A 16013-nucleotide genomic window follows, 5' to 3' on the forward strand; every position below is an offset into this window, starting at 1 on the left:
TCTGAGCTACTTAGAACTGTCATGATATATACTTTACCTACATAATCTATTTTTACCTATAGCAGGTATATAGAGCTATATAGTAGCCCTATAAAAGGCGAGTAAACTTTAAGACTTATGAAGAGTAATTTGTCCTGCCGCTGTAGCTCAGCCTGGTCAGAGCGCCGGCCTTGTAAGCCCTTCTAGAGAGCCGGATGTCGCGGGTCCGAATCCCGCCAGCGGCTTCTCCTTCAAGTATAGAAGCAAGGCTTCCCTCATAACTTCGCTTCTTGACATCCTCTTGTTAGCAGCGTAAAGGTCTAGCAAGCTCAAGAGCTTTTCATCCATTTTTATTGTTACGACCCTCATAAGATAGAAATTGAAGGGTATTATATTATAAAACGACTTCACATAACGTCAAATAGAGAGAGTTAACCGAAAGTAAAAAGAAGTAATAAATTTCAATAACCTAGATGAGTTAGTATAGACTCGATCTTGTCCTTTATTAGGTCAGTAGTTTCGTCCTCTATGAAACCCCTTATTATCATCCCCTCAGCCTCTTTCTGAGTCAACCCCCTGCTCTTTAAGTAGAAGATCATGTCCTCATTTATCTTTGAAACTGCTGCGGAGTGCTTAGCCATGATGACACGTCCGGTCTTCACTTCGAGCATCGGTACCACAGAGGCATGAGAACTGGGTGACAGAATCATTGCTCTACCCGTTATTGAAGTTGAGCTGTCAACTGCTTCCTCCTTTATTTCAGCTTGTCCCCTAACTGCAATTTCAGAGTCGTCCGCGGCTATCCCCTTTAGCTTACCGTCGCTCATGCTCTTAGGGCCTACGTGAGAAACGTCTGTAATCACGTCAATTCTGTCCCTTTCAGTCCCTAGAGCTAGAGCTGAGAACTCACTTTTAGCTGATGTTTGAAGGTCAGTCTTGAAATAAACGTGACTCATCTTGCTTTCCGTACTGAATATAGTAGTCCTTAAATTACCCTTAACGTTCGCCTTCATCGAGATGAAGTTTGGACTGCCTCCCCCGAGAAGGAGAGAAGAAATAGACACGGAACTATCCTCTTCACATTCTATCGATATTAAGGAAAGGGGAAGAGTAGAATCCCCATTAGCCTCAAGCAAGTAAGTTACGTCTATTGATGATCCTTTAGCTGACTTTATCATTAAGTGAAGAGGAGACAGTCCTGACCTAGGTCTATGCCTTATTATATAAGATCCAGAGGTGTCTATTCTCACTACTTTCGCAGTAGCTAACCCTAGTGACACCAGCTTACCGTCGTCCTTCCTGAAAAGGGATCCCTTCAGCGAGTCAGTTATAGATACTGAAGGAGGATGAGATAAGATCTCGTCGTCGACAATTATTTCCGATCCAGAAACATCTTTCGGTACGCTGAGTTTCTTTATGTTCATCTTGTCGTATATCGACCACTCAGTATACGTCTTCACCGTAGGAGAGTCGTGAACTGTTTGATAAGGCAAAGAGTAGAAGGAGGAAATATACTCCTCTCTCTCTGAGGAATTCTCGAACTTGTTTAGAGATTCTTTTAGAGTATCTGGGTCTATAAGAGCCAAGTTTAAGCCACTGCTCCCAATTTATCTAGCTCCAGTTTAATAACCTTGTTCAGCATCGTGGCATACTCGAACGGTAGCTCCTTCATGATCTCGTCTACGAAACCTAGGACTAGCATTGATGTAGCCTCCTTTTCGTCTATCCCTCTAGACATCAGGTAGAACAACTGTTCCTCGTTCATCCTGAACGTGTGCGCTTCATGTCCTACGTCGCTCTCCTCCTCAAAGACCTGGTTGTGTGGGAATGTGTAAGCCTTGGTTTTGTCGTCTAACATTAATGAGTCGCATTTCACGAACGCTTTGGAGCCTAGAGCTCCTTTGTTTACCCTGATAAGTCCTCTGTAGATGTTCACTCCGCCGTTGAAACCTATGTTCTTGTTAATTACCTTACTTTTAGTGTTCGGGGCAGCGTGAATCATTTTAGAACCGCTGTCTTTCCATTCGCCTTCACCGCTCGCCATAGTCACGACCAAGCTGGTTGAGGAAGCCCCACTACCCCTCAGTATGGTGGATGGATAAACGAAGCTGTACTTGGAACCCAATGAGCCTTCAACCCATTCCACTACTGAGTTCTCGTTTGCCCATGCTCTCTTGTTGTTGAAGTTTATCACGTTCTTGCTCCAGTTCTGAATCGTGGTGAACTTTATCCTGGCGTTCTTTGCAGCGAAAAGCTCAACCATTCCGTCGTGGAACGAATATTTCTTCATTTGAGGAGCACTACAACCCTCTATGAAGTGAACCGAAGAGTTCTCGTCAGCTACCAGGAGTGTGTGCTCGAACTGTCCTTCCATCTCTGATCCTATTACGAAGAAGCCTTCCACGGGTGTACTTATGTGAACGTTCTTGGGAACGTACATGAAAACTCCACCGCTCCACAATGCACCGTGAAGAGCGGCGAACTTGTGATCCGACGCAGGGAAGATCTTCATGAAGTAATCTTTCATTAAGTCCGGGTACTTCTGAACTGCTTCCTCTGGAGGTAGCATCACTACTCCTTTCTTGGAAAGCTCATTCTTTACGTTAGCGTAAATTGGCTCGGACTCGAAAACTGCTACCAGTCCTCCAAGGAATTCCTTTTCGCTCTGGGGTATCCCAAGAGCGTCGTAGTACTTCTTTATCTCTTGCGGTACTTCGTCCCAGTTTCCTACCTTCTCAGCGTCTGGCTTAACGTATATGTCTAAGGCTGATACGTCCAATGAAGAAAGTACTTCGGGTAACCAATTTGGGGTTGGGATCCTCTCGAAGAGTTCCAAGCTCTTAAGCCTGAACTTGGTCATCCATTCAGGTTCCTTCTTAGCTCTCGATATCGCTTCCACTGTACTCGCTGTTAGCCCTGACTGAACCATCCTCCTGTGAAACTCTGACTCTGAAACCTTATTGTACTTGGCTTCCATCGAAGCATTTATGAGCTCGTTTATGTCCAAAGATATTTTGTCCTCTGTCATTCTACATCTACTTTAACTATGTTAAAGAAGAAATAAAAACCTTTGGTACATCAGTTTTTGCCTTCCTTTATCACGGATTCATAACCGAACTCGTCTATCTTCTTAGCCAGTTCCATGGTTCCAGAAGCTGCGATTTTACCCCTGTATAGGACATGAACTTGGTCTGCGTTTATGTGGTCCAATATCCTTCTGTAGTGAGTTATGATGAGATACCCGGTAGAGTTCTGATCTCTAAGTTGAGATATAGCCTTTGATATTATTGAAAGACCGTCTACATCGACGCCTGAGTCTGGTTCGTCCAGAATGGCGAACTTGGGCTTCAACAAGAGCATTTGAAGTACCTCAACCCTCTTCTTCTCTCCTCCGCTGAATCCCTCATGGACACCCCTATTCAAAAGGGTCTCCTGAATCCCCACTTCTTTGCTTATAGATCTTACCTCTTGTATTATCTGAGGTACTGATGCTGAGGTACCCTTGACCTTATTGTACTCAGCTACAAGGAGAGTCGATAGCCTTACCCCTGGGACTTCTACGGGGTTCTGAAAAGCAAGAAAGAGACCCTTCTTTGCTTTCTCGAAAGTATCGAGATTAGTTATGTCTTCACCGTCTACCGTTATCTTCCCCTTAGTTATCTTATACTTAGGATGTCCAAGAAGAGCTAGTGAGAGAGTTGTCTTTCCTGAGCCGTTAGGTCCCATCAAGGCGTGAATTTCCCCGCTTTTGATCTCGAGACTTATTCCCTTTAGTATTTCCTTGCCTTCAACCTCAACGTGCAAGTCCTCTATTTTTAATGTTGACATAATGTATAGACTTTTCCTTTCATCCCGTTAAATTTCTTTCCATCCAAGGTAAATCTTCCAGGAAGATAGTGCAGGAGCTGTTAGCCAACGCTCCTTCCATCATGGAGAGGATTTCAGTCACGTAGAAGTTGAGGAGTTGTGGAGAGTTCTTGAAGGAGTCGTTCATCACGTTCTTTATCTGATAAATTATTGTTGTACCGTTAGATATCCTTTTCACGCTTGGGAAGAGTATGCTCATGACTATTTCGTCCAGAAGATCGTTCATGTTACCGAGGATCTGCTTCAAGGGTTCTGCTATGTTTGGTTCTAATTTAATTGTTTTAACGTAATCGCCAAGCTTGTCCAGGATCGAATCTATGTTCAGTAGAATTGAGGCGTTAACTATAACGAAAGAGTTCTTCGTGAAGTCTGACTCGGCGTAAAGCTTATTCCCGACAGTTCTCCTCAATAGCATGAGGTATATTTTCCTCAAGTCCTCTTGATTGGCGTAAACTTCCTTGACCTCTTGATTTGACAACAGAGAGATGAGGTTATCTATCTTTTTCGACATGATGTTAAGTATCCTCCTCAGGAGACTTTCCATACCTATTTTCTCTATGTCTAGGAGACACTCTAACTTCACCCTGTTTTCACTGCTCTCCGTGAGCTCTGCTCCAACTAGCTGTTTCGAAAACTCGGAAACCTCCTCAACGTCCTTAGGGTTGAAGGGCTTTTTGCTCTCGAAAACTATTTCATCGTAACCGAGGGAGTATAAGCAAGTTAAAACCTTAGTCATTGGCTGTTTCAGCGTATCGATGTCCAAAACTATGCTCTTCCTTCCAGCGTTGAACTTTATTTTCTCAGCCACTAGCTTTAGAGTGCCGTCGTCCAAGACTTCCATAATTATCTTGTCTCCAGGGTTTATCTTCCATTTGTTTATCCATTTCTTTGGTAAAGTAATGAAAAGCGACGATGATCCGAGTTTCTGTACTTTCCTAGTTTCCATATCTTTAGCGTTCCTATCTTCGGTCAAAGCAACCATATAACTATTAATAAACAGTGTTTATAAAAACATTATAGACTCTTAGTAAGACTTAGATACGGGGATTTTTACGTCGATTTACGTGCCATCCTTATCCTCAATACCCACTTGACCCTCTCGACCTTGATAGAGTCGGAGTCGGCGTCCTCCGGTAGATTTATCTCAGCTTGGTAAACGTTCCCCATTTTGTCCTTACATTTGAACTTCATGAGGTTTCCTTCGACTTTCATGTAAATAGAAGTAGGATCAACATAGGGTACGTCGACAATGCAGTCGTAGTGGTCTTCGCAAGCGTACATGTCGAGGAGAGGAGAGGAGAAAAACTCCCTCTCCAAGTTCTCCATTTCCTTCTGGAAATTAGCTATTTCTCTCCTAATAATGGAATTCATCATATCGTTGAGATCCTTGTAAACCGGCATCTGGATCACGCGTACGTGGAAGGTTTGACCGAGGTATAACCTGGCATCTCTTTCCTGGTCTGCTCCATGAGTCCCTTTATCTTAGCCCTGACTTCCTCAGCTTCCTTGAGTAGAGCTGAGGTATCTATCTGAATTCCTGTGTACTTACTCACAACGTCCAAAGCTACTGCGGCAGCTTCTGGGTCTGGTAGGTCAAGAAAAGACTCGACTACTACTACGAGGTTCCTTATGCCTCTCCTGGCAGTTTCCAGAAGAATAGGAGCATAAGGACCTGCTATGTACCCTTCCTCGAACCTTTTCATCAGTCCTGTTCTGTTTATCTCTTCACCTAAGGACTCGTCGTTGGCTATCCAGAATGGAGAGGGTTTCTCAAGGTCCAGTCTGTTCTGAACCGGCAGGCCCGTTATAGAAATGATGAGGGCAGGAGAGAACTTGGAGAGATATTCAACAAGAGCTGAAGCTAAGGCCTGTACCGATCCTGAAGGTATGGCCGCCCAAGAGTGAACTAGGATGAAATTGTCCCTATGATATAAGGAAATAGGGGACTTGGCTATGCCAGATGAGATGTGTGAAATAGGAGGTAGATGAGATTCAGAATATACCTGAGCGAATTCCTTGAAGTTGCCGTTACTTATTAGAAACTCAGTTGAGATTCCCCCAACAAGACCCGCATCTGGAAGACCTAAGATCACATAAGTCGGTTTAGCTACTTCTGGAATGTATTTCTCTCTAAACTCTATTCCGTGCAAATCATTCACCTTTTTGTATTTTCTCAACATATTTCTCTGCGTCCATTAATTTTACCTTTTCGTTAACGTCTTTGCATCTTAGCTTGAATATCCAACCTTTCCCGTAAGGGTCAAGGTTCATCAGCTCAGGAGATGAGGTGAGGTCTTCGTTAACTTGACATATCTTACCTGAAAGAGGAGTATAGATATCTACAGCAGCTTTCACTGATTCCACTACGCCTATAGGATCTCCGGCAGAAAAGTCCCTCCCTACTTCGGGTAATTCTATTCCCACGATGTCACGAAGCTTCTTCTGTGCGTAGTCTGTAATCCCTACTGTAGCCACATCACCTTCTAATTTAACCCACTCGTCTGTTTCAGTGTAAAGTAAATCCGAAAGAACCGTGTACTTACCTACCTTTATTTCTGCCATTAAATAAATGGGAAGTCGTCCATTTTTATTTCATACGTTTTCCCCCTTATTTCTACAGTCGTCGAGTAGCCAAGAAAGAAGTGTTGAGGTGAAATGTAACCCATACCAATAACTCTGTTAAGGAAAGGAGAGAAGGTTGAGCTTGTTACGTAACCTACTTTGCTCCCTAAGGACGTGACTTCCATACCCCTTCTCGGTATAACTCTCATGCCTTTCTTCATCTTGAAGCCGAACCTGATTTTTGAGACGCCGTTCCTCAGCTGTTCAACTATAGCGTCCTTCCCGACGAATCCCTTAGATAAGGAAAATACCCAGTACCTAGCTTCAACTGGGGTCACGCTCTCATCTATGTCCTCACCGTAGAGGAGATATCCCATCTCTTGCCTTATGCTATCCCTAGTGACCAGACCTGCAGGCTTTACACCGTTTTGAGCCAATTTGGTGAAAATCGCACCTGCAATCTCTGGTTCGGCCCAGACTTCTATTCCGTCCTCTCCCGTCCAGCCTGACCTACTGAGCAAGAAGACTTTCATTCCCATGTAACTGACATTTAACTTGAACGTCATGTGAGGTATCTCGTCTACATTGAAGATTTCCTTTACCTTCTTACCTTGAATTGCGATCATAGCTAAACTGAAGGTAAGGTCTTCTACGTCTAAAGACGAGTTGGACTTTATCCATTTGATTACCTTTTCCCTATTAGTTGCGTTCGTGACCAAGAGGAAATCAGAATCGCTAATCTTGTATGTCATAACGTCATCGATGAAACCTCCTCTATCGTTGAGGAAGGCTGTAGGTCCTATCATTTGTCCGGGGCTTCCATTCAGTTCCTTTGCTATCAATTCCTCTAGTTCCTCTGCTCTTCCCTTCACTCTCAGTCTTCCCATGTGTGATAGGTCAAAAACAGCTACTGAGTTCCTGACAGCTAAATGCTCCTCTTGGTAGCTAGAGTACGTCATTGGCATGTTCCATCCTGCAAATTCGCCGAAGTTGGCTCCTGACTTTTCTTCAACTTCAAACAAAGGAGAAACAAACATTAATTAAATAGAGCCCGTTGGTGAGTATTTAGATTAACTCATGACCCATCCATGGTTACCTAACCTATCCTCGAAGGAGGATATATTGAAGAGAATGGGAAAGACCGAGGAAGACCTCTTCAGCGACGTACCTAAGGAATTGATGATCAAGGGGGACCTCAACTTACCTACCAGAAGGTCGGAATATGAGGTGAAATTGAGATTGAAGGAACTAAAAGAGAAGAACGTTCAGCTTAAATATCCACCTTTCCTTGGTGGAGGGGTCTGCCCTCATTACGTACCGGAGGCGGTGAAGTTCATTATAAGCAGGTCTGAGTTCTACACCTCTTATACGCCTTATCAACCTGAAATATCACAAGGGATACTGCAGGCGCTTTACGAGTACCAGAGCCTCATGGCTGAGATACTGGACATGGAGGTGGTAAATTCCTCCATGTATGACTGGGGATCATCATTGGCTGAAGCGGTGTTGATGGCTTTTAGAATTAATGGAAGAAAGAAAGTTATAATACCAGAGTTGATTAATCCATTCCACGAGGAAGTGCTAAGGACTTGGACTGAACCTAGAGGAATAACACTGGTTAAAGTGAAACCCAACGAAGATGGATCATTGAATCTAGACGACCTATCTAGAAAACTCAACGAAGAGGTTTCAGCAATATACGTGGAGCAACCTAACTTCTACGGCATCATAGAAGACAACTTAGAAGCAGTGGTAGAGCTTGCTAGGAGGATGAAAGTTGTAACCATAATGGGAGTAAACCCTTTATCGCTTTCGTTGGTGAAACCCCCAGGAGAATACGGAGTTGACATAGCTGTTGGAGAAGGTCAAGAGCTTGGAATCCCATTAAACTATGGCGGTCCGTACATGGGAATAATGGCTGTCAGATGGGACGCTAAACTGGTGAGACAGATGCCGGGCAGGATAGTTGGGAAAACTAAGGACGAGAACGGAAAGCAGGGTTACACGCTGATCTTACAAACTAGGGAACAGTTTGCACGCAGGGAGAAAGCTACCTCAAACATAACAACAAATGAATCGTTAATGGCAATAGCTAACGCAGTTTACATCTCCCTACTAGGAAAGAATGGATTCAAGGAATTGGGAGAGGAAATCTACAGGAGAAGCCATTACGCTATGAGAAAGATGGTTAAGGAACTTGGATTATCCAGAACATTTCAAGGAGACTTCTTTGAAGAGTTTGAGGTAAATCTCAAAAATTACGACAAGGTACATGAGGCTCTTTTGAAACGTGGAATACATGGAGGGCTGAAGCTGAGCGACACTTCCTCCCTTCTATGCGTGACAGAGGCACACCCCAAGAAAGCAATAGACGAAATGGTAGATGTGATGAAAGAGGTGATTTAAATGTGGAGACAAGCTGTATGGGACGAACCTCTAATATTTGAGATCAATAGAACCAAGTCTAGGAGGCAAGGCATTCTAATCCCTAAGGAGGAAATAGAAGAGGACGTCTCAATTCCTGATTCGGTGAGGAGAAAGGAAATAGACCTTCCTGAACTAACTGAAAACGAAGTTGTAAGGCACTTCGTTAGACTATCTCAGATGAACTATGGAGTGGACACAGGGATGATGCCACTCGGGTCATGTACCATGAAGTACAACCCTAAGTCGGAAGAGCTAGCCCAAGACATCACGGGGGACTATCATCCCCTGCAGGACGTGAATACCGTACAGGGAACCCTTGAGATGATATATGAGACCCAGGAATGGCTGAAGGAAGTAACTGGGATGGACGAATGCTCCCTTCAGGTACCCGCTGGGTCTGCTGGTGAACTAGCTGGAGTGATCATGATAAGAAAGTATCACCTAGAAAAGGAGAGTCATAAAGACGAGATGCTTGTGGCAGACACAGCCCATGGGACTAACCCGGCTAGTGCATCAATGGTAGGATATAAAGTAGTCTACATAAAGTCAAACGAAGAAGGATTAGTAGACGTTGACCTTCTGAGGTCTACCGCAAGCGAGAGGACTGCAGGATTCATGCTCACTAACCCTAACACCTTAGGTCTTTTCGAGGAAAACATAGGAGAGATATCTAAGGTAATTCACGAGAACGGCGGTTTGCTTTACTACGATGGTGCAAATCTGAATGGAATTTTGGGGATTGTAAGACCGGGGGACATGGGCTTCGATATAGTACATCTGAACTTGCATAAGACATTCGGTGTACCCCACGGCGGAGGTGGACCTGGGGCTGGGGCTTTATGCGCAAAAGGAGAAATGACTAGATATTTGCCCTACCCGATAGTCGAGAAAGCGGAAGGAAAGTTCATCATGAATAAGCCTGAAAGGAGCATAGGAAAGATATCGTCCTTCAATGGGAACATAGGAAATGTGGCTAGAGCTTACGTTTATATCATGGGATTAGGAAGAGAGGGAATCTCTGAAATAGCTAGGCTGAGCACTTTAGCGACCAACTACCTGATAGACAGACTTAAGGATACCAAGCTGGAACTTAAATCCCCGAACAGACCTAGAAAACATGAAGTAGTCTTCAGTGCTAAGAAGATCTTTGATGAGACTGGAATTTCCGCGCTAGACATAGCAAAGGGACTGTTAGATCAAGGATTTTACGCTCCTACTATTTATTTCCCTCCAATCGTAGAGGAAGCATTGATGATTGAACCAACGGAGACCGAATCCATTGAGACTTTAGACATGTTCGCTAACGCTCTACTGAAAACAATCGAGGATGCTTACAGTAACCCAGATAGTTTGAGAAGATCTCCTTCAAATACTGCTGTAGGCAGACTCGACCAGACCAAAGCCAATCATCCTTCCACCGTAACACCTTCCTATAAGGTTGAGAAACTCAGGCTATTACTGAAAAACGATCTAATATTAAAGTAGGCAAGATCTTTTACTTTTCTATAGAATTTATTAATTTTGGGTTATATAAATAACTTTTTGCCCTTTAGAGCCAGATATGGCTTTGTTACTCCCATGAGTTATGCCAACTGACTGCTCAAGTCATTTTAGTTTCTATTGATTCAATTAGAAACCAATAGAACCTATCGAGGAATCAAACCAAAAATCATAATTCATAACTATTAAAAAGAGACTCTTAAATTAAATCGGAGAAAATAACCGAAATATACCCTAGATATGGGATCGATATCACATATCCGTCAACTTCAACTACTTTACCTATCACATCATTCTTTGGAATCCCTCCTAAAGGCTCCAGCCCGATTCTATTATCAGGTAAAGGATTAGTTATGTTATCTACACCTTGGGTAACGTAAGAATCTTGCCCCACTTGTACAACCCTATGAATGACGTAAAACCCTAAAGGTGACCTATATATTACAACGTTGTGGTAACTTGCATCATGAGTTGATTTATAAAAAGTAAGGGATCCGTTCTGTAGCACGGGGTACATGGAAACTCCTTGAACACTTGCCGTCTCTACCGCACTAGAGAAGAGAAGGACGTAAATTCCTATTATTATTAAAATTCCTATCAAATCACTCTTCTTCATCTTCATCTATATCACTAAGATCCAACTCTATAACTTCACCCTCTTCTTTCTTTTCCTCAGCCTCCTCCTCTTCTCCGATCTTTTTGACTCCCTTCTTCCCTTCTATCTCTACAGAAGATCCTCCTGCCTTTATTTTAGAAACCACGCCCCTCCAATGGTGCCCACACTTGGGGCAATCAAATGTTCCCATAACTGTGATAGTTATTCTACCTTTTGCGTCTGGAAGTGGAGAAACCAACTGCCACGTCTTTGTTGGTTTAACTTCTGTTTCACCACAGTTAGGACAAGTTGTAGAGTCCTTCTGTTTTTTCCTTGCCATTAAATCCTTAGAATCGTTGTGGCTAATAAAACTGTATTATGTTATGAGAAACAAGAGTAGAAGATAAAGGAAAGTCGCTAAGAAAGGTATTCCATAATAAATTATAGAATACAGTTTATATTTGAATAAAACGATATAACTAATTAACTGTATAATTATCATAAAAACTGCATAAATATTATATATAAAGAAATATGAAACTATAAAAGGGGAAGTAAGCCAGGTAAATAGAAAAGCCTTCTCATTACTGAGCTTGTTATTAAGGAAGACATGGTAGGGATAGCTGGCGAGTGTGTAAAACAGGAAGAGGAACAATGGAACTGCTAAGGAATGTTGTATAATATAAAATCCCCCTTGTGTAGTAGAAGAGCGAGGGTTTTAAAATGAGCGAGAAATTCATCATCGATAAGATCAGAGCAATAGAGATCATAGACTCAAGAGGAAATCCTACAGTAAGGACGTTCGTGAGGACAAAGGGTGGAGTGGAATCGTTCGGAGATGCACCTTCAGGAGCGTCTAAAGGTTCTAGAGAAGCTCTGGAAATAAGGGACAGTAAGAGCATGTCGGTGAAAGACGCCGTAAATAACGTGAACTACGCTATAAATGATGCACTGAGAGGGTTTGACGTTAGAGATCAGAGAACCCTAGATGAGACCATGATTTCCTTGGATTCCACCGAAAATAAGTCTAAGATCGGTGCTAACGCTATGATCTCTACATCCATAGGCATGGTTAAGACTGCTTCTATGGCTCTAGGCTTCGAGACAGTGAAGTATATTGCTGGACCTAGACCTCTGACCATTCCTACTCCGCTTCTTAATATAATAAATGGAGGTGTCCACGCTGGCAACTCCCTAAAAGTACAGGAGTTCATCATAATCCCCGCGGGCTTCAACACATTCAAGGAAGCCTTGTTCGCATCAATAGATGTTTATAGATACTTGAAAGGGTTGATCACAGAGAAGTACGGCAAGATATATACCGCGGTCGGAGACGAAGGCGGTTTCGCTCCGCCTTTAAGCCAAACAAGGGAAGCGTTGGATCTGATCCTGTCAGCGATTGATAACTTAGGATATAGTGGAAAGGTTTTCATGGGAATGGACGCAGCGTCCTCAGAGTTCTTCAAGGATGGGAAGTACGAGATAGATGGTAAGGTAATGTCAGAAGAGGAAATGGTAGATTATTATTATGATCTAAAGAAACAATACCCAATAAAATACATAGAGGACCCGTTTGATGAGAACTCCTTTGACACTTTCGCTGAGTTGCAAAAGAAGTTGCCAGAAGTGATAATTACAGGAGACGATCTCTATGTAACAAATACGAAATACCTCAAGAAGGGAATAGAGAGAGGTTCTACCAGCGGAGTGATAGTGAAGTTAAATCAAATAGGAACGTTTAGCGAAACTTTCGACTTCGTTGAGATGGCTAAAAAGAACAGAATAAGGACAGTCGTAAGTCACAGGAGCGGTGAAACTGAAGACAACTTCATTGCAGACATGGCCGTAGGCCTTCAATCCGATTTCATAAAGACTGGGGCTCCAGCCAGAGGAGAAAGGACGAGTAAATACAACAGGTTACTAGAGATAGAGTCTTCCTACAATACGAAATACAAAGGAACTGATGCCTTCTAACGACTCAAGGTAGGAAAACGCCTAACGCAAGGATGAACACTGCTACGCCGATCAGGAAAACCAAGAATTGCTTAGTTGTCATCTGAGGAACTGCTCTGATGAGCTTGAACATACCGTATATAGACATTCCTGCTATCAGCGCTATAATCAAGGCTATCCCTATTGATATTAGAACGTAAGATATAGGCTCGGAATTCACGTTCTGAAGAAGGTGCTGAAATTGAGAAGTTACGTTATGTAGGGCTGACAAACTCATTTCTATCCGAATTGTGTTGTTCTTAAGCTTAGTTTTTTAAGACAAACAGCAAATTGACTCCCATAAGATGATGAAGGTTAAAAGCGCGTATCTGTGAAGACAAAATACCGGCTGAAGAGCCCCAATCCTTTTAAAGCGAAATACTTAACCTCTAGCTTTTGAGGAGTAATACCTATGTCAATCTCTTCCGAAGTGTTAACAAAAGCAATAGGTCACAAGATAAAGGACATATATGGAAGGGACTTTGGTTTCATTATTCATGTTTACACTGAAATAGACGGTAGCGTAACCGGCATTGAAATATCACAGGGAACCAAGTTCTCGACGATTGAGCCTGGAATGCTCAAGGTAGATGGTGATACTATAGTGATCTTACCAGACTGGAAAGCAGAAGCGTTGAGACTTCTAAACCTTATCGAGAAAATTAGGAAAAGACAGAAGGCATTGGAGGAACTTTTCAATAAGCAGGAAATTCCAAAGAGCTCTTATGACGACATGAAGAGGAAACTCGACTCTGAGCTTCTCAAACTGAGGGAAGACCAATCCAAATTGAGGGCTAAACTCAAGAGCAGGTTGAACGAAATAGAAGATCAACTAGCTCAACTGGACAAAGCTACGATATCCCTAAAGATGAGTTACATAGCGTCTGAGATCCCAGAAGGTTCATATAAGAGCTCAATCGAGGTGCTGAGGCAAGCTAAAGACAGCTATACAGCTGAAAGGGACGACATTAAAAAGACTTTAGACAGGTTAGACTCTGCAGATAAGGAAAGTATGGACATAAAACCACCTACTTCGATCACGTCTCCACCTTCAACTCAGTCATCCTCTCCTGAGCCTCCGAAGTCGGAAATACCATTGCCAATACCAGTAAAGGTAATAAATACTCTTTAACCAACCTAGTGGTTTAGGATGGTTAACAAGTTATTATCTTCTTTATTTGGCATTTCTCTCTTTCATAGTGATAAGAAGGAAAAGGAAAGACTTGGAGAACAGCTAACCGCTATATCTTTGAGGTTAAAGGATCAACAAAACCGTCTTGAAGAGACAATCAGGAGATTGAAGGAGAAGGACAAGGATCTCTTCTCAAAAGTGATCAGGGCGCAAGAGGAGGGAGAAGAAGCTAGAGCTAAAATCTACGCCCAAGAAATCGCTGAAATCAGAAAGTTCATTAAAATTATATACACTGCGACCTTGGCGTTAGAGAAGGTCAGAATAAAACTTGATACAGTGCAAGAATTACAGGGAGCCTCCATAGTGCTCTTCCCAGTGGCTAAGCTCTTAGGTGATTTGAAGGATCAGGTCAGGAACGTTGTACCAGACGTTGCTATGGCATTAGATTCCATCGTAAGCAACGTTAATGGAATAGCGATACAGACAGGTTCAGTAGATGGAACCTCACTTGTTCCTTCAATAGTAGATGAGCAAGCGCAACAAATACTCAAAGAAGCCCAGTCCTCTGCTGAAGCTAAGATGAAAGAGATCCTGCCTGATCTCCCTCATCCTCCGATATCTCAGACCCCAGTCAGGAGGAAGGTAACGGTTGACGACGTAATGAGTTACATCAAGTCCAGGGGAGGATTCTTTGACGTCCAAGACTTCGCGTCACTGTACGGATTGGGTAGACAAGAGGTCATGGAGCTACTGAGGGAAATGAACTCCAGAGGCTTGATCTCTCTAGAAGCGTGAGGTGAGACATATGAGTACAGCTCAAGTGATGCTTGAAGATAAGGCAAGGACGTACGCAATAAATGCAGTAAACGCTGATAGGCAGGGAAAAACACAAGATGCTATAATGTATTATAAGAAAGCAATAGAAGTACTTAATCAACTCATAAATCTCTATCCAGACTCTGTGGTTAGGACAGCCTATGAGCAGATGATAAACGAGTATAAGAACAGGATAGCAATGCTCACTAACATGGTTCCTACTGAGGAAGGACCTAAGCAAACATCTACCTCAGCTGAGGACTTGATAGTCACTGAGAAACCTAAAGTGAAGTTTAGCGATGTAATCGGTCTTAACGATGTGAAGGAGGCCCTCAAGGAGGCTGTAATTTATCCCTCACAAAGGCCTGACTTGTTCCCTCTGGGTTGGCCAAGGGGAATTCTCCTTTACGGTCCTCCCGGTTGCGGAAAAACCATGATAGCTGCGGCCATAGCTAACGAGATAGATTCCACTTTCATGGTAATGGACGCAGCTTCAATAATGTCGAAATGGCTTGGCGAAGCGGAGAAAAACGTAGCTAACGTTTTCAAGTTAGCAAGAGAGAAGTCCAAAGAGACTGGTAAACCTACGATAATATTTATTGATGAGCTAGACGCTCTCCTTGGGATATACTCCACTGAGGTTGGAGGTGAAGCCAGAGTAAGGAACCAGTTCCTTAAGGAAATGGACGGGCTCCTGGATAAGTCTGATAACTTCAAAGTCTATGTAATGGGAGCTACTAACAAACCATGGAGATTAGACGAACCTTTCCTCAGGAGATTCCAGAAGAGGATATACGTAAAGTTGCCAGACCTTGAACAGAGGAAGTTCCTGTTCAAGTACTATACTAGCAAAATAAAAATGGACAGCTCTGCAAGCATAGATAAGTTAGCTGAAATGAGCGAGGGCTATACTGCAAGCGATATTAGAGATCTAGTTCAATCCGCACACATAAAGGTAGTAAAGGAGATGTTTAAGAAAGGAGAAAATGAGCCAAGACCTATTACACTAGAGGACTTTAAGGAGGTTATTAACATAAGAAAACCCAGTGTGAACCAGGAGATGATAAAGGCGTACGAAGCGTGGACTGAAAAGTTCAAGGCTCTATAATCAGATACCTCGAGGGAAGCTTCACCTTTCAGCTT

At 42.9% G+C, this 16013-nt stretch carries 17 protein-coding genes, 1 tRNA gene and 1 pseudogene; 7 read left to right on the forward strand and 12 right to left on the reverse strand.

The genetic code is table 11. The features are described 5' to 3' along the window. Positions 1 to 136 precede the first annotated feature (136 nt). A tRNA-Thr gene (locus tag IC007_RS04625) sits at positions 137 to 224 on the forward strand. Between the two features lie 55 nt (positions 225 to 279). Here IC007_RS04625 and IC007_RS14185 read toward each other — a convergent pair. The 9 genes and pseudogenes from IC007_RS14185 to gcvT form a co-directional block, all read right to left on the reverse strand. After that, positions 280 to 348 (reverse strand): annotated as a pseudogene (locus tag IC007_RS14185) (hypothetical protein); the annotation flags it as partial. 92 nt (positions 349 to 440) lie between these two features. Continuing rightward, a complete protein-coding gene (locus IC007_RS04635; protein WP_054845487.1) occupies positions 441 to 1565 on the reverse strand; it encodes a SufB/SufD family protein in 1125 nt (374 codons plus the stop codon). A gap of 2 nt (positions 1566 to 1567) precedes the next feature. Continuing rightward, positions 1568 to 3007 (reverse strand): Fe-S cluster assembly protein SufB, encoded by a 1440-nt coding sequence (gene sufB, locus IC007_RS04640; protein WP_054845488.1) that lies wholly within the window; start codon positions 3005 to 3007, stop codon positions 1568 to 1570. Positions 3008 to 3057: 50 nt separating this feature from the next. Beyond that, positions 3058 to 3807, reverse strand: coding sequence for a Fe-S cluster assembly ATPase SufC (gene sufC, locus IC007_RS04645; protein WP_054845489.1), 750 nt, complete (start codon positions 3805 to 3807; stop codon positions 3058 to 3060). Positions 3808 to 3826: 19 nt separating this feature from the next. After that, positions 3827 to 4819 (reverse strand): AbrB/MazE/SpoVT family DNA-binding domain-containing protein, encoded by a 993-nt coding sequence (locus IC007_RS04650; protein ID WP_054845725.1) that lies wholly within the window; start codon positions 4817 to 4819, stop codon positions 3827 to 3829. A 77-nt stretch (positions 4820 to 4896) separates the two neighbouring features. Next, positions 4897 to 5247, reverse strand: coding sequence for an Hsp20/alpha crystallin family protein (locus IC007_RS04655; RefSeq protein WP_149528440.1), 351 nt, complete (start codon positions 5245 to 5247; stop codon positions 4897 to 4899). Between the two features lie 5 nt (positions 5248 to 5252). After that, positions 5253 to 6005 carry a proteasome assembly chaperone family protein gene (locus IC007_RS04660; protein WP_149528911.1) on the reverse strand — a complete coding sequence of 251 codons (753 nt, stop codon included), beginning with the start codon at positions 6003 to 6005 and terminating at the stop codon, positions 5253 to 5255. Beyond that, the gene (gene gcvH / locus IC007_RS04665; protein WP_054845491.1) at positions 5998 to 6408 is read right to left on the reverse strand and encodes a glycine cleavage system protein GcvH; all 411 of its coding nucleotides are present in this window, start codon (positions 6406 to 6408) and stop codon (positions 5998 to 6000) included. The genes IC007_RS04660 and gcvH overlap by 8 nt, the downstream gene beginning before the upstream one ends. Then, positions 6408 to 7445, reverse strand: coding sequence for a glycine cleavage system aminomethyltransferase GcvT (gcvT, locus tag IC007_RS04670; RefSeq protein WP_054845492.1), 1038 nt, complete (start codon positions 7443 to 7445; stop codon positions 6408 to 6410). Before gcvT ends, gcvH begins: the two co-directional genes overlap by 1 nt. 40 nt (positions 7446 to 7485) lie before the next feature. Between gcvT and gcvPA the strand changes: the two genes are divergently transcribed. Together gcvPA and gcvPB are read left to right on the forward strand one after the other, a co-directional pair. Beyond that, positions 7486 to 8814 carry an aminomethyl-transferring glycine dehydrogenase subunit GcvPA gene (gene gcvPA / locus IC007_RS04675; RefSeq protein WP_054845493.1) on the forward strand — a complete coding sequence of 443 codons (1329 nt, stop codon included), beginning with the start codon at positions 7486 to 7488 and terminating at the stop codon, positions 8812 to 8814. Beyond that, positions 8815 to 10320 carry an aminomethyl-transferring glycine dehydrogenase subunit GcvPB gene (gene gcvPB, locus IC007_RS04680; RefSeq protein ID WP_054845494.1) on the forward strand — a complete coding sequence of 502 codons (1506 nt, stop codon included), beginning with the start codon at positions 8815 to 8817 and terminating at the stop codon, positions 10318 to 10320. 214 nt (positions 10321 to 10534) lie between these two features. On the opposite strand, the gene IC007_RS04685 is transcribed toward gcvPB, so the two are convergent. Both IC007_RS04685 and IC007_RS04690 read right to left on the reverse strand, forming a co-directional pair. After that, entirely contained in the window at positions 10535 to 10957 is a 423-nt protein-coding gene (locus IC007_RS04685; RefSeq protein ID WP_054845495.1) for a signal peptidase I, read from the reverse strand. Beyond that, a complete protein-coding gene (locus tag IC007_RS04690; RefSeq protein ID WP_054845496.1) occupies positions 10938 to 11270 on the reverse strand; it encodes a hypothetical protein in 333 nt (110 codons plus the stop codon). The genes IC007_RS04685 and IC007_RS04690 overlap by 20 nt, the downstream gene beginning before the upstream one ends. A 383-nt stretch (positions 11271 to 11653) precedes the next feature. On the opposite strand from IC007_RS04690, the gene eno reads away from it, so the two are divergent. Then, the gene (gene eno, locus IC007_RS04695; protein WP_149528441.1) at positions 11654 to 12904 is read left to right on the forward strand and encodes a phosphopyruvate hydratase; all 1251 of its coding nucleotides are present in this window, start codon (positions 11654 to 11656) and stop codon (positions 12902 to 12904) included. A gap of 4 nt (positions 12905 to 12908) precedes the next feature. On the opposite strand, the gene IC007_RS04700 is transcribed toward eno, so the two are convergent. Then, entirely contained in the window at positions 12909 to 13160 is a 252-nt protein-coding gene (locus IC007_RS04700; RefSeq protein WP_054845497.1) for a hypothetical protein, read from the reverse strand. A 174-nt stretch (positions 13161 to 13334) separates the two neighbouring features. Between IC007_RS04700 and cdvA the strand changes: the two genes are divergently transcribed. From cdvA to cdvC, 3 genes are read left to right on the forward strand one after another with little or no spacing between them, the layout of a single operon-like run. Next, a complete protein-coding gene (gene cdvA / locus IC007_RS04705; protein ID WP_054845498.1) occupies positions 13335 to 14054 on the forward strand; it encodes a cell division protein CdvA in 720 nt (239 codons plus the stop codon). A gap of 18 nt (positions 14055 to 14072) precedes the next feature. Continuing rightward, the gene (cdvB, locus tag IC007_RS04710; protein ID WP_054845499.1) at positions 14073 to 14849 is read left to right on the forward strand and encodes a cell division protein CdvB; all 777 of its coding nucleotides are present in this window, start codon (positions 14073 to 14075) and stop codon (positions 14847 to 14849) included. A 10-nt stretch (positions 14850 to 14859) separates the two neighbouring features. Beyond that, positions 14860 to 15978 carry a cell division protein CdvC gene (gene cdvC / locus IC007_RS04715; protein WP_054845726.1) on the forward strand — a complete coding sequence of 373 codons (1119 nt, stop codon included), beginning with the start codon at positions 14860 to 14862 and terminating at the stop codon, positions 15976 to 15978. The last annotated feature ends 35 nt before the right edge of the window (positions 15979 to 16013 follow it).

Origin of the sequence: Sulfuracidifex tepidarius (assembly GCF_008326425.1) — an archaeon.
In the GTDB taxonomy this organism is placed as follows: Archaea; Thermoproteota; Thermoprotei_A; order Sulfolobales; family Sulfolobaceae; genus Sulfuracidifex; species Sulfuracidifex tepidarius.